The 15,776-nt window shown below is 62.9% G+C and carries 18 protein-coding genes and 1 tRNA gene; 5 read left to right on the top strand and 14 right to left on the bottom strand.

Annotation, left to right across the window (positions count from 1 at the left end; genetic code table 11):
* Nucleotides 1-30 precede the first annotated feature (30 nt).
* On the top strand, nt 31-450 hold the full coding sequence (locus ACK4FH_RS11900) for a VOC family protein (RefSeq protein ID WP_409813906.1): 420 nt from the start codon (nt 31-33) through the stop codon (nt 448-450).
* 22 nt (nt 451-472) lie between these two features.
* Nucleotides 473-853: a hypothetical protein gene (locus ACK4FH_RS11895; RefSeq protein ID WP_409813904.1), complete on the top strand. Its 381-nt coding sequence runs from the start codon at nt 473-475 to the stop codon at nt 851-853.
* A gap of 74 nt (nt 854-927) precedes the next feature.
* On the opposite strand, the gene ACK4FH_RS11890 is transcribed toward ACK4FH_RS11895, so the two are convergent.
* From ACK4FH_RS11890 to ACK4FH_RS11855, 8 genes are all read right to left on the bottom strand, one after another.
* Nucleotides 928-1,200, bottom strand: a complete 273-nt coding sequence (locus ACK4FH_RS11890) for a hypothetical protein (protein WP_409813902.1) — start codon at nt 1,198-1,200, stop codon at nt 928-930.
* Between the two features lie 377 nt (nt 1,201-1,577).
* Complete coding sequence (locus ACK4FH_RS11885) at nt 1,578-1,763, bottom strand: hypothetical protein (protein WP_409813900.1); 186 nt, start codon at nt 1,761-1,763, stop codon at nt 1,578-1,580.
* Nucleotides 1,764-1,958: 195 nt separating this feature from the next.
* Nucleotides 1,959-2,033, bottom strand: a tRNA-Glu gene (locus ACK4FH_RS11880).
* A gap of 113 nt (nt 2,034-2,146) precedes the next feature.
* On the bottom strand, nt 2,147-3,970 hold the full coding sequence (recJ, locus tag ACK4FH_RS11875; protein ID WP_409813899.1) for a single-stranded-DNA-specific exonuclease RecJ: 1,824 nt from the start codon (nt 3,968-3,970) through the stop codon (nt 2,147-2,149).
* Nucleotides 3,971-4,000: 30 nt separating this feature from the next.
* Nucleotides 4,001-4,975 (bottom strand): class II fructose-bisphosphatase, encoded by a 975-nt coding sequence (gene glpX, locus ACK4FH_RS11870; RefSeq protein ID WP_409813896.1) that lies wholly within the window; start codon nt 4,973-4,975, stop codon nt 4,001-4,003.
* Nucleotides 4,976-5,027: 52 nt separating this feature from the next.
* Entirely contained in the window at nt 5,028-6,335 is a 1,308-nt protein-coding gene (locus tag ACK4FH_RS11865) for a homoserine dehydrogenase (RefSeq protein ID WP_409813894.1), read from the bottom strand.
* Entirely contained in the window at nt 6,332-7,597 is a 1,266-nt protein-coding gene (locus ACK4FH_RS11860) for an LL-diaminopimelate aminotransferase (protein WP_409813891.1), read from the bottom strand. Before ACK4FH_RS11860 ends, ACK4FH_RS11865 begins: the two co-directional genes overlap by 4 nt.
* 191 nt (nt 7,598-7,788) lie before the next feature.
* On the bottom strand, nt 7,789-8,409 hold the full coding sequence (locus tag ACK4FH_RS11855; RefSeq protein WP_409813889.1) for a hypothetical protein: 621 nt from the start codon (nt 8,407-8,409) through the stop codon (nt 7,789-7,791).
* Nucleotides 8,410-8,645: 236 nt separating this feature from the next.
* Here ACK4FH_RS11855 and ACK4FH_RS11850 point away from each other — a divergent pair, with 236 nt between their 5' ends.
* On the top strand, nt 8,646-10,616 hold the full coding sequence (locus ACK4FH_RS11850) for a PHA/PHB synthase family protein (protein ID WP_409813886.1): 1,971 nt from the start codon (nt 8,646-8,648) through the stop codon (nt 10,614-10,616).
* Between the two features lie 69 nt (nt 10,617-10,685).
* On the opposite strand, the gene ACK4FH_RS11845 is transcribed toward ACK4FH_RS11850, so the two are convergent.
* Entirely contained in the window at nt 10,686-11,000 is a 315-nt protein-coding gene (locus ACK4FH_RS11845) for a HigA family addiction module antitoxin (RefSeq protein ID WP_409813884.1), read from the bottom strand.
* Nucleotides 10,972-11,256 carry a type II toxin-antitoxin system RelE/ParE family toxin gene (locus tag ACK4FH_RS11840; protein ID WP_409813881.1) on the bottom strand — a complete coding sequence of 95 codons (285 nt, stop codon included), beginning with the start codon at nt 11,254-11,256 and terminating at the stop codon, nt 10,972-10,974. The genes ACK4FH_RS11845 and ACK4FH_RS11840 overlap by 29 nt, the downstream gene beginning before the upstream one ends.
* A gap of 154 nt (nt 11,257-11,410) precedes the next feature.
* Between ACK4FH_RS11840 and ACK4FH_RS11835 the strand changes: the two genes are divergently transcribed.
* The gene (locus ACK4FH_RS11835; RefSeq protein ID WP_409813879.1) at nt 11,411-12,253 is read left to right on the top strand and encodes an EamA family transporter; all 843 of its coding nucleotides are present in this window, start codon (nt 11,411-11,413) and stop codon (nt 12,251-12,253) included.
* Nucleotides 12,254-12,364: 111 nt separating this feature from the next.
* Here ACK4FH_RS11835 and argC read toward each other — a convergent pair whose 3' ends face one another.
* From argC to ACK4FH_RS11815, 4 genes are all read right to left on the bottom strand, one after another.
* Nucleotides 12,365-13,321 (bottom strand): N-acetyl-gamma-glutamyl-phosphate reductase, encoded by a 957-nt coding sequence (gene argC, locus ACK4FH_RS11830; RefSeq protein WP_409813877.1) that lies wholly within the window; start codon nt 13,319-13,321, stop codon nt 12,365-12,367.
* Nucleotides 13,322-13,507: 186 nt separating this feature from the next.
* Nucleotides 13,508-13,990 (bottom strand): 30S ribosomal protein S9, encoded by a 483-nt coding sequence (gene rpsI, locus ACK4FH_RS11825; RefSeq protein ID WP_409813874.1) that lies wholly within the window; start codon nt 13,988-13,990, stop codon nt 13,508-13,510.
* A gap of 2 nt (nt 13,991-13,992) precedes the next feature.
* Nucleotides 13,993-14,457, bottom strand: coding sequence for a 50S ribosomal protein L13 (gene rplM, locus ACK4FH_RS11820; RefSeq protein ID WP_409813872.1), 465 nt, complete (start codon nt 14,455-14,457; stop codon nt 13,993-13,995).
* A gap of 169 nt (nt 14,458-14,626) precedes the next feature.
* Entirely contained in the window at nt 14,627-15,040 is a 414-nt protein-coding gene (locus tag ACK4FH_RS11815; protein WP_409815266.1) for a PaaI family thioesterase, read from the bottom strand.
* 103 nt (nt 15,041-15,143) lie between these two features.
* Between ACK4FH_RS11815 and ACK4FH_RS11810 the strand changes: the two genes are divergently transcribed.
* Nucleotides 15,144-15,692 carry a GNAT family N-acetyltransferase gene (locus tag ACK4FH_RS11810; RefSeq protein WP_409813871.1) on the top strand — a complete coding sequence of 183 codons (549 nt, stop codon included), beginning with the start codon at nt 15,144-15,146 and terminating at the stop codon, nt 15,690-15,692.
* The last annotated feature ends 84 nt before the right edge of the window (nt 15,693-15,776 follow it).

Raw genomic sequence — 15,776 nt, 5'->3', positions numbered from 1 at the left:
GCCAAAGCTCCGGCACATCAAGGATTACCGATGAAGTATCTGCATACAATGGTGCGCGTCAGCGATCTCGACGCTTCCCTAGACTTCTATTGCAACAAGCTCGGCCTCGAAAATCTTGGCCGATTCGACATCGAGGCTGGCCGTTTCAGCCTCGTCTTCCTCGCAGCCCCCGGCCAGAAGGAAGCCCAGGTCGAACTCACCTGGAACTGGGACCCGGAAGAACTGGGTGAAGGCCGCAATTTCGGCCATCTCGCCTATCAGGTCGATGACATCTACGAGACCTGCGACCGGCTGATGAAGGCTGGTGTCACGATCAATCGCCCGCCCCGCGACGGGCGCATGGCCTTCGTCCGCTCGCCCGACAATGTCTCGATCGAGCTGCTGCAGGCAGGCACGCCCCTTCCCGCGAAGGAGCCCTGGGCCTCCATGCCGAATACCGGACATTGGTAGGATTTCCTGTTAGGATGAGCCCATGAAGCGGATGGGAACAGCACTGGCCGTTTTCCTGATCGCTGCCGCAGCGGCACTACCCGCCGCTGCCAGCGATTTTCAGGGCATGCATCCGGGCTCGCGAGGCATGGGCCCCATGCTCACGCCGGACCCAGAATGGCGCGAGCCCTATCAGCCCCATACCGGCGGCGATTCCACCTATCAGCGCATTTTCCCGGAACGGAGCGGCCTGTCGCCGAACCGCGACCCGTCGAAAGACCCGGCGGGCGGCTGCCGCAGCCGCATGGCGAACGGACCCGACGCCACCGGCCGCATGGCCCATTGGCGCTATACCGAATGCCTGGACGCAAACGGCAACACCTATGTGTTGCCCGGCAGCCAGCAGAATCTCGGCTTTTATTGATTTGATTCAGAAAATTTGGCGCGCGTTCCAAAGGAACGCGGCGTCATAGCGGCTTGGCCGCTCCTCGCCGTCAGTCAGCCTCTCGCGGCGCCGGCTTCCATATCCATTTTCTGCGCCAACTCCAGTTCTTCCCTGCTGACGGAATATACGGTGTGCACCGGGCTTTTGACGCCAAGCGCCGGCAGGTGAATCAATGTCGCTGTTCGCTGCGTGCCGACATGGCTCATGCCACCGATTTCCTCTTCATCGATCTCAACCCGGTAGACGCCCGCCGGCGCTTCATTCGGAAAGTTTGAAAGCCTGAAAGGATGAAGAAATGTAACCTCGATCTCGCGCGTCCGGGTCATAGCGATCCTCCCGCATTGATCAGGATTTGCACAGCCACGGCAACCGCAAGAGCCAGCGGGATGACGATGGCCGGACCGGCCCAAGGCATGATGTCATGGATCGTGCCGGAGAACGGCAGGACTGCACTTCCGGCACCAGGCCGGACATGCCTCATATCTTTCGGCTCATGGGTATTTTGGGTCATTCAAGAAATATGGGAAGAAAGCCCGACGGATACAAGTAAATTTACCTAGCGAAGCAAATAAAACCTGTATTTCAATGAATAGAACTCACCAGTTTATGTAATTACGCAGATTTGCTTATTGAATACAATAGGCGCATCATGAACATGTGGCTTCGTACCCAAATCCCGGCGGCTTTGAAAGCTTCGGCCACGTCACCCCCCTGAAAGGAGGAAGTCATGGCTTCCGCCTATTTTGACGACGGCGATCTGAAAATGATCGACGCGCTTCTCGCCACACTTCCTGCAGATGAATTCCTGCCCGGATCGCCTGAACACACCGGCGCTGTCCATTTTCTGCTCAGCAAGTTTCATCACGTCGATGCCGCAGAACTGCCGCACCAACTTTCCAGCTATCAGACGGCCATGCGGACGATGAACCAGTCTCTTGCGGCATGGCAGAATGAGGGTGGCGCGAGCGGCGCTTTCAGGCCCAACCAGCGACGGAGCTTGTCCGCGCCTGCCAGATCTTACGCAATCGCACTGCCGCAGAAATACATATCTGCAGTGTTGCGACCATCGAACATCGCGGAAAATTGGCACGCCCTAGGGGAGTCGAACCCCTCTTTCCAGAATGAAAATCTGGCGTCCTAACCGATAGACGAAGGGCGCGCATGCGGACCCGAAGGCCCTGCGGAAAACCGCTCACGAGCGCGCCTTATAAGGTGACACGCGCCTCATGGCAACCCCGGATTGCTCGAAATGTCAGCCAAAACCGCCGATTTTCAGGGCCGCGCGTCTCTCGTCGGCACTGCATCCTCGATGGTGATCTGGACATCGCGCTTTCCCTGCCAGTCATCGGCGGAAAGCCGCCCTGCGACATGCAGAAGTCCAGCCCCCGGATCGCGCAGCAGCGCCCCGAGCGGCGTCTCTGCGGCCCGGAAGGCAATGCCCTTGAGCCGCCCACCATCCTCGCCCGCCAGGATCACGCGGACATGCGCCTGCCCCACAAGATCGGCCCGCACCACACGCACCGACGGCACGGCGAATCGCGGCTCCGGATTCCCCGCGCCATAGGGCCCTGCCTGCTGCAACAGCTCATAGAGGTCCCGCGTCGCCCCGCGCGCGGCAATGGCGCCGTCGAGCTTCAACGCCCGCGCTTCGGAAGCGAGCGCGACATCGGCCGCCAGCCGCTTTGCGAGAAAGGCCTCCAGCGCCTCGATCTTGTCTTCGCGAAGCGTAAGGCCCGCCGCCATCGCATGGCCGCCGCCATTGACGAGGAGGCCTGCTTCCAGCGCCGCTGTCACCGCCCGTCCGAGATCGACGCCGGTGAGCGAGCGCCCGGAGCCTTTGCCCTCGCCTTTCTCGTCGATGGCGATGACGAGGCTTGGTCGTTCGTACTTGTCCTTCAGGCGGCTCGCCACAATGCCGATAACGCCGGGATGCCAGCCCTTCGCCGCAGCCACGATTACCGGCGGCGGCGTGTTGACCCGCGACGCGGCGAGACGCTCATCGACCTGCGCCAGCGCCTCTTCCAGCACTTTCGCCTCGATTGCCTGCCGCTCGAGATTCATCACATTGAGTTCTTCGGCGAGCGCCTGCGCCTCTTGCGCATTCTCCGTGGTAAGCAGGCGCACGCCAAGATCGGCCCGACCCACGCGCCCGCCCGCATTGACGCGGGGCCCGAGCAGAAAGCCGCAATGGTAAGGCGCGGGTGCACCGTTCATCCGCGCCACATCGGCAAGCGCCGCAAGCCCGGTGTTGTGCCGCCGCGCCATCACGCGAAGCCCTTGCGCGACAAAGGCTCTGTTGAGCCCGGTCAGCGGCACCACATCGCAAACCGTCCCGAGCGCAACGATATCGAGCCATTGAATGAGGTCGGGCTCCGTCACATCGCCATAGTAGAATCCGCGCGCGCGCAGTTCCCGGTTCAGCGCCACCAGAAACAGGAAGGTGACGCCCACGGCAGCCAATTGTCCAAGTCCGCTCTCGTCGTCGAGCCGGTTCGGATTGACGAGCGCAAAGGCCGGCGGCAGCGCGGGCTCCGCCTGGTGATGGTCGATCACGACCGAAGGCAGCCCGTAATCGGCTGCAATCCCGAGCGCCTTGTGCGCCATCGTGCCGCAATCGACGGTGATGACGAGATCGATGCCCTCATCCTTCAGCCGCTTCAGCGCAGGCGCATTGGGGCCATAGCCTTCGCGGATGCGGTCCGGAATATAGAGACGAAGCTCGCGCCCCACTGCCTTGAAGAAGCGGTGCAGCAGCGCGCTCGACGTTGCGCCATCGACATCGTAGTCGCCGAAGACGGCGATCCTCTCGCCGGCGATGATGCCGCCGGCAATGCGCGCCGCCGCCTTGTCCATGTCGGTGACGACGCTCGGATCGGGCAGCAGCGTTTTCAGTGACGGCGCAAGATAGGCGGTGCAGTCTTCCGGCGGAACGCCGCGCCCCGCCAACACCCGTGCCACGATTTCCGGCAATCCCTCGCGCTGCGCAATGGCGAGCGCCATGCGCTCATCGGCAAGCCGGCTCACCCACCCGCGCCCCGTCGCCGACCGTTCGACGCCGAGGAAATGCTTGTCCGGTGAGGTCAGTTCCGAATCCATGGAGCCCCTGCGGGGAAGCTGCAATCCGCCTTATTTGAACTTGCTGACAGATGAGTGAAACGACTTCAACCGCCGCACGGTGCCAGTCGCCGAACGCATCACGAGCGTATCCGTCGTCACGCCGCCGCGCTCGTAACGGATACCATCTAGCAGCCAGCCATCTGTCACGCCAGTGGCCGCAAAGATTACATCGCCAGATGCCATTTCCTGCATCTCGAACTTCCTATTAAAGTCCTTGACGCCCATCTTCGCCGCTCGAGCCATCTGTTCCTCGCTCGCTGTGACGAGACGGCCCTGCATCTGGCCTCCGATGCAGCGCAGCGCCGCAGCTGCAAGCACACCCTCCGGCGCGCCGCCTACTCCCATATAGAGGTCAATGCCAGTCGCGGGGTCAGTCGTCGCGATCACACTTGCAATATCGCCGTCGATGATAAGCGTTACCCGCGCGCCAGTTTCGCGCACCGCGCGGATGAGATCGGCATGGCGCGGCCGGTCGAGAATGCAGACCGTGATATCAGCAGGCTGTACTCCCTTCGCCGTGGCAAGCGATTTGATGTTTTCCGCCGGCGTCGCATCGAGATCAACGACACCCTTGGGCAAGCCGCCGCCTACCGCGATCTTGTCCATGTAGCAGTCGGGCGCATGGAGCAATGTGCCACCCGCCGCCGCCGCAAGTACAGTCATTGCATTCGGCATTGCCTTCGCGGTCAGCGTCGTGCCTTCCAACGGATCGAGTGCGATGTCGACCTTCGGGCCCTTGCCGGTACCGACATTCTCACCGATGAAAAGCATCGGCGCCTCGTCACGTTCGCCCTCGCCGATCACGACCGTTCCGTCGATGTCGAGAACATTGAGTTCCTTGCGCATTGCATCGACCGCCGCCTGGTCTGCTGACTTCTCGTCGCCCCGCCCAACCCAAAGCGCGGAGCAGACCGCCGCCCGTTCCGTTACGCGCCCCATTTCAAGCGCCAGCATACGGTTCAGGTTGATCGGCTTGTCTGTCATATCGGTCCTCTTCCTGTTCACCCGGCTTGCCGGGCATTCAAATCTAGCAAAGTCAGCGCAGTTCGCTGTCTTCGATTCTGACAACAAGTGGCGTTCCCGCCACATCTTCATGTTGTGCAAGCAAGGCCCGGGCGCGTGCCATCGTGGCTTCGTCCGTCTCATGCGTGATGAATACGACCGGCAGGCGGCCGCTGTCATCGCCCTTGCCGCCACGCTGCACGATGCGCTCGATCGAGATCGAGGCCTCCGCCAGCGCGCGCGTGATTGCCGCCATACTGCCCGCACGGTCCATGGCACGAAGCCTCAGATAGAAGGCGCTCTTGTGCGTATCCATCAAGGGTTTGGCGGGCGGCTTCAATTGCGCCGCAGGTACGATGAACGGCGGCACGATGGTGCCCCGCGCAATATCCACCAAATCGGAAATCACCGCGGAGGCCGTCGGCCCCTCGCCCGCACCACGGCCCTCAAGTACCAGGTGCCCGACCCTGTCGCCATCGATGGCTACAGCATTGTAGACGCCCGACACGGCGGCAAGCGGCGTCCCCAAAGGTACAAGAGCCGGATGGACGCACTGCACGATGCCGCCGTCGCCCTTCTCGGCTATGGCAAGCAGCTTGACCTTGAAACCGAACTCGGCGGCAAAAGCAATGTCTGTCGCGCTGATTTTTTCAATGCCTTCGACATGCACATTGGCAAAGTCGATTTCCGTGCCGAAGGCGAGGCTCGCGAGAATGGCAAGCTTGTGCGCAGCGTCGATTCCGCCGACGTCGAATGTCGGATCGGCCTCGGCATAGCCTAGCGCCTGCGCGTCCTTCAGCACATCGGCGAAGTCGCGTCCCGTCGTCTCCATCTCGGTCAGGATGTAGTTGCAGGTGCCATTCAGAATACCATGCACGCTGCGGATCTCATTACCGGCCAGTGCCTCGCGCATCGCCTTGACGACAGGGATGCCGCCGGCGACCGCGGCTTCATAGTTGAGCGCAACATTGCTTGCCTCGGCAAGCCGCGCCAGCGCCGTGCCATGATGCGCGATAAGCGCCTTGTTGGCCGTGGCGACATGCTTGCCCGCCTTGAGCGCCGCTTCGACGAGCGAACGCGCAACGCCTTCCGACCCGCCGATGAGTTCGATCACGAGGTCGATATCGGCCGCAGATGCAAGCGCCATCGGATCGTCTTCCCAGCGAACGCCAGTCAGATCAATGCCACGGTCCTTCGTGCGATCACGCGCGGTCACGGCGACGAGCTTGATCTCCCGTCCGGAGGCGGCCGAGAGAAAGCTCCCGCGCGCAGCCAAAATCTTGACCACGCCCGCCCCGACCGTGCCGAGACCGGCTATACCGATGCGAAGCGCTTGCGTCACGTGCGGCCCGCCCTCGTTGAATTCGGATGCGGCACGATGCTCGCGGTAATGCCGACGCGCTCTTCATATTCAGCGATGATCTGATCGGCGTTCTGCATCATGCGCTTCACGTTGCGCGCGGCCTGACGGATGCGCTGCTCGTTTTCCACGAGGCCGATGCGCACATGGCCGTCGCCATATTCGCCGAAGCCGATGCCCGGCGCGACGGCGACATCCGCCTGTTCGAGCAGCAGCGTTGCAAAGCCCATGGAGCCGAGATGCCGGAACTTCTGCGGGATCGGCGACCAGGCGAACATGCTGGCCGGCGGCGAGGGAATGTCCCAGCCCGCCCGCGCCATGCTGTCCACCAGCACATCGCGGCGATGCTTGTAGGTCGCCCGGATTTCCGCGACGCAATCCTGCGGGCCGTTGAGCGCCGCCGTCGCCGCCACCTGGATCGGCGTGAAGGCGCCGTAATCGAGATAGGACTTCACGCGGCCAAGCGCATTAACGAGCCGCTCATTGCCAACTGCAAAGCCCATGCGCCAGCCGGGCATGGAAAAGGTCTTGGAGAGCGAAGTGAACTCGACGGTGCGTTCCTTTGCGCCCGGCACCTGCAGGATCGAGGGCGGCGGATTGCCGTCGAAATAGATTTCGGAATAGGCGAGATCGGAAATCACGAAAAGATCGTGCTTCGCCGCAAAGGCGATCACCTCGCGGTAGAAATCGAGATCGGCCACCTGCGCCGTCGGGTTCGACGGATAGGAGACGATAAGCGCCGTCGGCTTCGGCACGCTGTGGCGCACACCGCGTTCCAGCATGTCGAAAAAGCCCGTCTCGCTCTCGAACGGCACGGAGCGGATGACGGCGCCGGAAATGATGAAGCCGAAGGCATGGATCGGATAGCTCGGGTTCGGGCAGAGGATGACGTCGCCAGGCGCGGTGATGGCCTGGGCAAGATTGGCAAGGCCCTCCTTGGAGCCGAGCGTGGCGATGACTTCCGTTTCCGGGTTGAGCTTCACCCCGAAACGCCGCTCGTAATAGGCGGCCTGCGCGCGCCTGAGCCCCGGAATGCCGCGCGAGGAGGAATAGCGGTGCGTCTTCGGGTCGCGAACGGCCTCGATCAGCTTTTCCACGATATGCGGCGGCGTCGGCATGTCGGGATTGCCCATGCCGAAATCGATGATGTCCTTGCCTTCAGCTCGCGACTTCGCCTTGAGCTTGTTGACGCTCTCGAAAACGTAGGGAGGCAGACGCTTTATGCGATGAAACTCTTCGCTCATGACGAGATCCTGAAAGGCTGAATCGCGCGAGGATCGCCCGCCTTCGGGCCCCCGCCGGTTCTGCGCGTCTTATAGCGCCAAAGACCGGGACGGGCCATGCGAAAACGGGCCCGGAGGCCCCGATTTGCCCGCGCTGTGAGGCAGATTTGTGGCGGAAAGCCGGGCCCCGACAATCGCAGGGCCCCGGGCGGTCAGGGCTGGCCGATGGCAGGCTTCACATCGACTTTCTTGGTCGGCGCCGGGGTGATTTCCGGGCCGGTGTCCACGGCGGGCTCGGCGCTCCGCTGGGAAGCCGCCGCCCCGTCCTCGGTCACCGTCTCGGCGGGGGCGGTATTGGCCGCTGCGGTCTGCATCAGCCGCTCCGGCAATACCTTCGTAAAATCGCGGTGCCCGCCCCGGCTCTCCGGCGCGGGAATGACCGGCGCGGCTTCATAACGCGACTGCTGCTCGAGCTCCGGCAGGTCGCTCAGCGCCGGCAGCGGCGGCGGCGTTACCAGCACGGAGCTTGAGCCGGGCGCGCGCAGCATCCGGTCGGCTTCCGCCGCATTGGCGCGGTCCTCTGCAAGACCAGAAGCGATCGCCTCGCGCTCTGCCGACGTCGAAGCCGCAGGCCGCTCCTGCGGTACGCTGCGCAAATCGGGAAACACGGCATCGGCACTCGCCTGCGAAGGCGCGCCGCCATACATCGCATCCGGCTTGTTCCCGTCGGAAACCGACGAGCAGCCGGCCAGCAGCCCGGCCGAGAGAAGCGCCGCTGCGGCAACCGGCTTTGCTTTGCGGATCGCGGCCACGGCACCTGCCAGATTCGACATCTCGAACTCCTGTCCTGCTTGCATTTTTGGCGATTTTCCGCCACCCAGCCGCCTCTTCATGCCGTCATCGGGCGGACATGTGCAAGCGTATAGTATAGGCTTCGAATGCGAAACCGTTTGTCGCCGCGGCCGGACTTCATTTGCATCGAGTTCCGGTAAATCGGCCCCGGCGGACCGCAAGCCGCGCCCGGAATGGGCCTGCATGCGACCAACAGAAATGCCCAGGGAAGCGCCCGATGAGCCTGAAAGAAACCTCCGAAGCAGCAGACGCCCCCGCGAAAGAGGCCAAAAAAACAGCGCCACGCAAACGCAAGCAATCAGCCAAGGCAAAACCGGCTGCCGCCGCAGCCAAGGCACAGCCAGATGCCGCAAGGCCCGCCGCCGCCGCGCCGACGAAGGAAGCCGCCGACGAAGCGCCGCGCGAATTCGTGATGCCCGATCTCGGCCGCCTCGCGATCAACCTGCTGCATGCCGCCAATCTTGGCCAGAAGGCCGCCCGCCTCCTGATGAAGAACGAGGATGCGGCCTCCGACATGAACCACACGCTCCACGACCTCCAGCGCGTCGGCAAGACGCTGATGGATATCGCCGCGAGCTACATGCGCAATCCGGCAAAGATCGTCGAGGCCCAGGCCGCTCTCTTCGAGGGCTACCTCAACCTGATGAGCAACATGACCCGCCGCCTGTTCGGCGAGGATGTGCCGCCCGTCGCCGAGCCTAGCCGTTCGGACAAGCGCTTCCGCGATCCCGACTGGCAGGAAAATCTCGTTTTCGACCTGATGAAGCAATCCTACCTGCTCACCAGCAAATGGATGACGGACCGCGTGAAACTCGCCGAGGGCGTCGATCCGCATACACGCGAAAAGGCGGACTTCTATGTCCGCCAGATGGCGAACGCCATGTCGCCCTCGAACTTCCTTTTCACCAACCCGGAAATCCTGCGCACCACGCTTGCCTCCAATGGCGAGAACCTCGTCTCCGGCATGGAACACCTGCTGGAAGACATCGAGCGCGGCGGCGGCCATATCCAGATCCAGCAGACGGACATGAGCGCCTTCCGCCTGGGTGAGAACATCGCGACGACCCCCGGCAAGGTCATCTATCAGAACGACCTGATGCAGCTCATCCAGTATGAGCCCACCACCGAGAAGGTCTACAAGCGGCCCCTCGTCATCTTCCCGCCCTGGATCAACAAATATTACATCCTCGATCTCGGCCCCGAGAAATCGCTCATCAAATGGTGCCTCGATCAGGGCTACACGGTCTTCGTCGCAAGCTGGGTGAACCCGGATGCGCGGCTCGCACTCAAGACCTTCGATGCCTACATGTTCGAGGGCGTCTATGCCGCGCTCGACGCCGTCGAACAGGCGACCGGCGAAAAGGAAGTGAATGCCATTGGCTATTGCATCGGCGGCACGCTGCTTGCCTGCTCACTCGCCCATATGGCGCAGCGCAAGGACGAGCGCATCAAGTCGGCGACCTTCCTTGTGACGCAGGTGGACTTCACGGAAGCGGGCGAACTCAAGGTCTTCATCGACGAGGAGCAGATTTCCGATATCGAAAGGCAGATGCACGAGAAAGGCGGCTATCTCAGCGGCTCGACCATGGCGACCACCTTCAACATGCTGCGCTCGAACGACCTCATATGGAACTATGTCGTCAACAACTACCTGCTCGGCCGTGAGCCCATGCCCTTCGACATCCTGTTCTGGAACTCGGACGCCACGCGGCTGCCATCGGCCATGCATGTCTTCTATCTGCGCGAATGCTATCTCGAGAACAAGCTCGCCGAAGGCCGCATGGAACTGGGCGGCGAGACGCTCGACCTAGGCAAGGTGAAGGTGCCGGTCTATCTGCAGTCGAGCCGCGAGGACCACATCTCGCCCTACCCGTCGGTCTACAAGGCGACGCGCCTCTTCGGCGGCCCCGTGCGCTTCATCTGCGCCGGATCGGGCCACATCGCCGGCGTCATCAACCCGCCCTCCAGCGGCAAATATAATCACTGGACGAATGACGACCTGCCGCCCACGCCCGACAAATGGTTCGAAGGCGCCAAGGACAACAAGGGCTCCTGGTGGCCCGACTGGGAGCAATGGCTTTCGGCGAAGTCGGGCCCGATGGTCGCGGCGCGGACACCGGGCGACGGCAAGCTCAAGGTGCTGGAGGATGCGCCGGGGTCATATGTGCTGGTGAAGTCGGAAGACTAATCTGCCTTACCTCCCATCATCGTCATGGCCGGGCTTGACCCGGCCAATCACGTCTTTCCTGGCTTCGTCTCAAGCCGCCCTCGGCTCGATGCTTTTCAACTCCCGCTCGATTTCCCGCCGCCGCTCCATCAGATCGTAGTCGGACTGCAATCCGAGGAAGAAGCCTTCCGACATGCCGAAATAGCGCGCCAGGCGAAGGTCCGTATCCGCCGTCAGCGCCCGCTTGCCGAGCACGATCTCGTTGATCCGCCGCGGCGGCACATGCACCGCCCGCGCAAGCGCATTCTGGCTGAGCCCCATCGGCTTCAGGAATTCCTCAAGCAGGATTTCACCCGGATGCGGGTTGGGCAGAAGCCTATTTGTGGTAGTCGACGATTTCGACATCGCTCGGTCCTCCTTCCTGCCATTGAAAGCAGATACGCCACTGATCGTTGATCCATATGCTGTATTGCCCGGCGCGTCCGTCTTTCAACGCCTCAAGCCGGTTGCCGGGCGGAACACGCAAGTCCTGCAATACGCGCGCCTGATTGACGAGACGCAGCTTGCGCAGAGCCACCGCCTGAATATCGGACGGCAGCTTCCGGCTTTGCCGGCCATTCCAGATCAGTTCTGTTTCTGGGTCGGCAAAGCTCTGGATCATGCGTAGTCATAACGTATAACGTTATATAACGCAATACGTTACAAAATCACGCCCCGCGCAAAGCCCTTCGCCGAAATAGCCTCTCGGCAGACTCAGGCGCACAGGCTAGCTTGCCCGGTGCCGCCATCCTGCGGTCCCTGCCGGAAGCCTCATCTTGACCCTCGCCGTCACCCTTGCCGTTCTCGCCTCCGCGCTGCTCCATGCGAGCTGGAATGCGCTGGTGAAGACGGGCGCCGACCGGCTGATGACAATGGGCTGGATCGCGGCCTCGACCGGGCTGGTGGCACTGCCGCTGCTCTTTTTCGTGCCGGTGCCCGGCGCCGATGTCTGGAAAATACTCGCGCTCTCCTTCGTGCTTCATGCCGGGTACAAGCTCTTCCTCGTCAAATGCTACGAGCACGGCGACTTCGGCCAGGTCTATCCGCTGTCGCGCGGGCTCGCGCCCGCCATCGTGACGGTGGTCGGCGTCTTCTGGCTCAAGGAAATCCTGCCGACGCCGGCTTTCGTGGGCGTCGGGCTGATCGCGCTCGGCATCGTGAGCCTCGCCTTCCGCCGCACCAATGGCGCGGGCCTGCCGAACGACCCGCGCGCGCTTGGCTACGCGCTCGTGACATCGCTTTTCATCGCCGCCTATACGCTGAACGACGGCGTCGGCGGCCGCGTGGCGGAAAGCCCCCATGTCTATGTGATCTGGCTCTTTTTCTTCGACGGGCTCATCTTCTTCTTCATCGTGCTGGCGCGGCGGGGCCGCAAATTCCTTGTGCCGCAAAAGGCGATGGCGCTCGGCCTTGCGGGCGGTGTCATGTCGGTCATTGCCTATTGGCTCGTGATCTGGGCGATGACACTGGCACCCTTGGGGCCCGTCGCGGCGCTGCGCGAGACAAGCGTCGTCTTCGCCGCGCTCATTTCCGGCTTCCTGATGAAGGAAGGCCTCGGCTGGCGCGCCATCGCCGCCGCCTGCGTCGTCGCCGCGGGCGTGGTGCTGCTCAAGGTCTAGACAAAGCTCTGGAGATAACGGAACAGGTGGGGATGAGCGTGACGCTGTTCAAGGGGTCACGCAAAGTTATTCCGCATGCGGAAACATACGAAAAACTCATCCCCGGTTTTGTCAGATCAGGTTCACCGACAGCCCCTCATCCGCGCCCATCATGATGTTGAGGCACTGGACGGCCTGGCCGGATGCGCCCTTGCCGAGATTGTCGAGCAGCGCCGCGAGGCGGACCTGTTTCGTCTTCTCGTTGCCGAAGACGAAAAGCCGTAGATTGTTCGTGCCGTTGAGCTGCTCGGGATCGAGTTTCGTCATGGCGGCGCTCTCTTCAAGCGGCGCGACGGAAACGAATCGCTGGCCCTCATATGCCGCGCTCAAGACCTCATGCACTTTTGCGACCGAAGGCGCCGAAGGCAGCGCCCAGAGCTGCAGCGGCACCTCGACGATCATGCCCTGCGCATAGCGCCCGACATTGGGCGCGAAAAGCGGCGGATGGGCGAGGCCCATATTCTTCTGCATTTCGGGGACATGCTTGTGCGCGAGCGAGAGCGCATAGGCGCGGTAGGCTTCCAGCGTATAGCCGGGCGATGCCTCGTCCTCAAACTCGGCGATCATCTGCTTGCCGCCGCCCGAATAGCCCGACACCGCATTGACGGTGAGCGGCCAGCCTTCCGGCATGAGGCCCGCCATGACGAGCGGCCGCACCAGCGCGATCGCGCCGGTCGGATAGCAGCCGGGATTGGTGACGCGGGTGGCGCCGGAGATTTCCTGCCGCTGTTCGGACGACATTTCCGGGAAACCATAAGTCCAGCCATCGGCGACGCGATGCGCCGTCGAGGCGTCGATGACGCGGGTGGCCGCATTTTCGATCAGGGACACGGCTTCCTTCGCCGCATCGTCCGGCAGGCAGAGAATGACGATGTCGGCGCTGTTGAGCGCGTCCTTCCGGGCGGCCGCGTCCTTGCGCTTGTCCTCGCCCAGCGAAATGAAATCGAGATCGGCGCGCCCGTCGAGCCGCGCCCGGATCTGCAGCCCCGTCGTGCCAACTTCGCCGTCGATGAAAACCTTTGTGGTCATTTTCTCAGTTCCATTTTTACCCGTCATGCCCGGGCTTGACCCGGGCATCCAGGGGCCGCTCGCTCGGTGCCCGCTGCTCTGGATTGCCGGGTCAAGCCCGGCAATGACGACATTGGGCTTGACCCCAAAAACAAAAAAGGCGCTTCGTGGGAACGAAGCGCCTTTCCGTGAACCCCGTAAGAGGGATCAGCGCTTCGAGAACTGGAAGCTGCGGCGGGCCTTCGCCTTGCCGTACTTCTTGCGCTCGACCACACGGCTGTCGCGCGTGAGGAAGCCTTCCTTCTTGAGCGCAGCGCGCAGCGCCGGCTCGAAATAGGTCAGCGCCTTGGACAGACCGTGACGGATCGCACCAGCCTGACCGGAGAGGCCGCCGCCCACCACCGTCGCGGTGATGTCGTACTGCTTCTCGCGCGCCGTGATGACGAGCGGCTGGTTGAGGATCATGCGCAGAACGGGACGCGCGAAATAGACTTCGAGTTCGCGTCCATTGATCTTGATGCGGCCGGAGCCCGGCTTGATCCAGACGCGGGCGACCGCGTTCTTGCGCTTGCCGGTCGCGTAGGCGCGGCCGAACTTGTCGAGCTTCGGCTCGGCAGGGGCAGCGGCTGGTGCCGCGCTCGTGCCGTCCATCGCGCCCTTCAGGCCTTCGAGAGTGGTTGTTTCGGACATGCTCACGCGCTCCTGACGTTCTTGCGGTTCTGGGCCGCGAAATCGACCTTCACGGGCTGCTGCGCCTCATGCGGATGCTCCGCACCACCATAGATGTGGAGGTGGGTCAGCTGCTGGCGGCCGAGCGGACCGCGCGGGATCATGCGCTTCACCGCGAGTTCGACAACGCGCTCCGGGAAGCGGCCTTCGAGGATGCGCTTCGGGCTCGTTTCCTTGATGCCGCCGGGATGACCCGTGTGGCGGTAGTAACGCTTGTCGTCATACTTCTTGCCGGTGAACTGCACCTTGCCGGCATTGACGATAATGACGTGATCTCCGCAATCCATGTGGGGCGTGTAGCTCGGCTTGTGCTTGCCGCGCAGGCGGTTCGCGACGAAAGACGCGAGACGGCCGACGACGACGCCTTCGGCGTCGATCACGATCCACTTCTTCTCGATTTCGGAGGCTTTCGCGGAGTAGGTCTTCATGGGCGAAATCCGGGCATCGTTAAAAGGCTGAGGGCCGCACGCGCGGCCCCGGTTCGGCGCTGCTTCTAGGGCCTCTCCGGCACGCTGTCAACGGCTTTGAACCGGAGGATGCCCCGAAAAGTGCTTTATTGGCGGGGTTTTATATATGAGGTAACTGAATACCTCAAATTCAGCGTGGCGGGATCGAATAGGTCGAGCTTGCATTGGCGACGGGGCCGGAAAGCCCGGCCTGCGTCATCTCGATGGCGCCGACCGCCAGCACCCGGCCAAGTTTGAGGAGCCGAGCTTCGGCGAGGATATCGGCGGGCTCCGGCCGCCGCATGAAGTCGATATGGAGGCTCGTGGTGACGGCAAGCGCCACCGGCCCGATATGGGCGAGGACGGCGGCATACATGGCGTAATCGGCGAGTGCCATCATGGCCGGGCCCGAAATCGTACCGCCGGGCCTGAGGTTCTTCTCGGAAAAGCCGAGCCGGAGCCGCGCAAATCCGGGGCCGATGGCCTCGATTCGCGTCGTAGAAGCGCCCATCCGCATTTCCGGGAATTCCCGGTCCATGAAGGCATCGAGTTCCGCGACACTCATCACCGGCTTCAGATCGCCCACCTGCCCCTCCCTTATTGTCTTTTGCTGCTTTTACCGCATGCGGGCGGGCAGTAAAACGTGCGCCCGCAACAGAAGAGCAAACATGACCACGCTGCGCACCGAACGCCTCATCCTCCGCCCCTGGCGGGAGGACGATTTCGAGCCTTTCGCCGCCATGTCGGCGGACCCGAAGGTGATGGAGCATTTCCCCTCGACGCTCACCCGCGCGGAGAGCGATGCGGTCGCCGGGCGGCTCAAGGCGCGTATAGAGCATCAAGGCTTCGGCTTCTGGGCGCTCGAACTGCCGGGCATCGCGCCCTTCATCGGCTTTGCCGGGCTCCTCCATGTGAGCTTCGAGGCGCATTTCACGCCTGCTGTCGAAATCGGCTGGCGCCTCGCCCCCGCGCATTGGCGCCAGGGCTATGCGACGGAGGCCGCCCGCGCGGCGCTCGCGCATGGCTTCGGCGCGCTCGGTCTTGCCGAAATCGTCTCCTTCACCATCCCCGCCAATTTGCCCTCGCAGGCCGTGATGCAGCGCCTCGGCATGACGCGGAACGAGGCGGACGACTTCGCCCATCCCCGTGTCCCCGCCGGACACCCCATGAGCCGTCACGTGCTCTACCGGCTGCGGGCGGAGGATTGGAAAGAATAAAATAGTAGCGTCATTGCCGGGCTTGCCCCGGCAATCCCAATCCAGAGCAGCAACCACGGAGTGCGCAGCTCCTGGCCCCCCGGG

It is taken from the genome of Parvibaculum sp. (genome assembly GCF_046297875.1).
Classification (GTDB): Bacteria; Pseudomonadota; Alphaproteobacteria; order Parvibaculales; family Parvibaculaceae; genus Parvibaculum.
Note: the sequence above shows the minus strand (reverse complement) of the source record. Positions and strands in the feature narration are given on the sequence as shown.

Coding starts and splice junctions, on each gene's coding strand:
- ACK4FH_RS11900 (WP_409813906.1), top strand. CDS start 31: ATGAAGTATCTGCATACAATGGTGCGCGTCAGCGATCTCGACGCTTCC.
- ACK4FH_RS11895 (WP_409813904.1), top strand. CDS start 473: ATGAAGCGGATGGGAACAGCACTGGCCGTTTTCCTGATCGCTGCCGCA.
- ACK4FH_RS11890 (WP_409813902.1), bottom strand. CDS start 1,200: ATGACCCGGACGCGCGAGATCGAGGTTACATTTCTTCATCCTTTCAGG.
- recJ (WP_409813899.1), bottom strand. CDS start 3,970: ATGGATTCGGAACTGACCTCACCGGACAAGCATTTCCTCGGCGTCGAA.
- glpX (WP_409813896.1), bottom strand. CDS start 4,975: ATGACAGACAAGCCGATCAACCTGAACCGTATGCTGGCGCTTGAAATG.
- ACK4FH_RS11860 (WP_409813891.1), bottom strand. CDS start 7,597: ATGAGCGAAGAGTTTCATCGCATAAAGCGTCTGCCTCCCTACGTTTTC.
- ACK4FH_RS11855 (WP_409813889.1), bottom strand. CDS start 8,409: ATGTCGAATCTGGCAGGTGCCGTGGCCGCGATCCGCAAAGCAAAGCCG.
- ACK4FH_RS11850 (WP_409813886.1), top strand. CDS start 8,646: ATGAGCCTGAAAGAAACCTCCGAAGCAGCAGACGCCCCCGCGAAAGAG.
- ACK4FH_RS11845 (WP_409813884.1), bottom strand. CDS start 11,000: ATGTCGAAATCGTCGACTACCACAAATAGGCTTCTGCCCAACCCGCAT.
- ACK4FH_RS11840 (WP_409813881.1), bottom strand. CDS start 11,256: ATGATCCAGAGCTTTGCCGACCCAGAAACAGAACTGATCTGGAATGGC.
- argC (WP_409813877.1), bottom strand. CDS start 13,321: ATGACCACAAAGGTTTTCATCGACGGCGAAGTTGGCACGACGGGGCTG.
- rpsI (WP_409813874.1), bottom strand. CDS start 13,990: ATGTCCGAAACAACCACTCTCGAAGGCCTGAAGGGCGCGATGGACGGC.
- rplM (WP_409813872.1), bottom strand. CDS start 14,457: ATGAAGACCTACTCCGCGAAAGCCTCCGAAATCGAGAAGAAGTGGATC.
- ACK4FH_RS11815 (WP_409815266.1), bottom strand. CDS start 15,040: ATGAGTGTCGCGGAACTCGATGCCTTCATGGACCGGGAATTCCCGGAA.
- ACK4FH_RS11810 (WP_409813871.1), top strand. CDS start 15,144: ATGACCACGCTGCGCACCGAACGCCTCATCCTCCGCCCCTGGCGGGAG.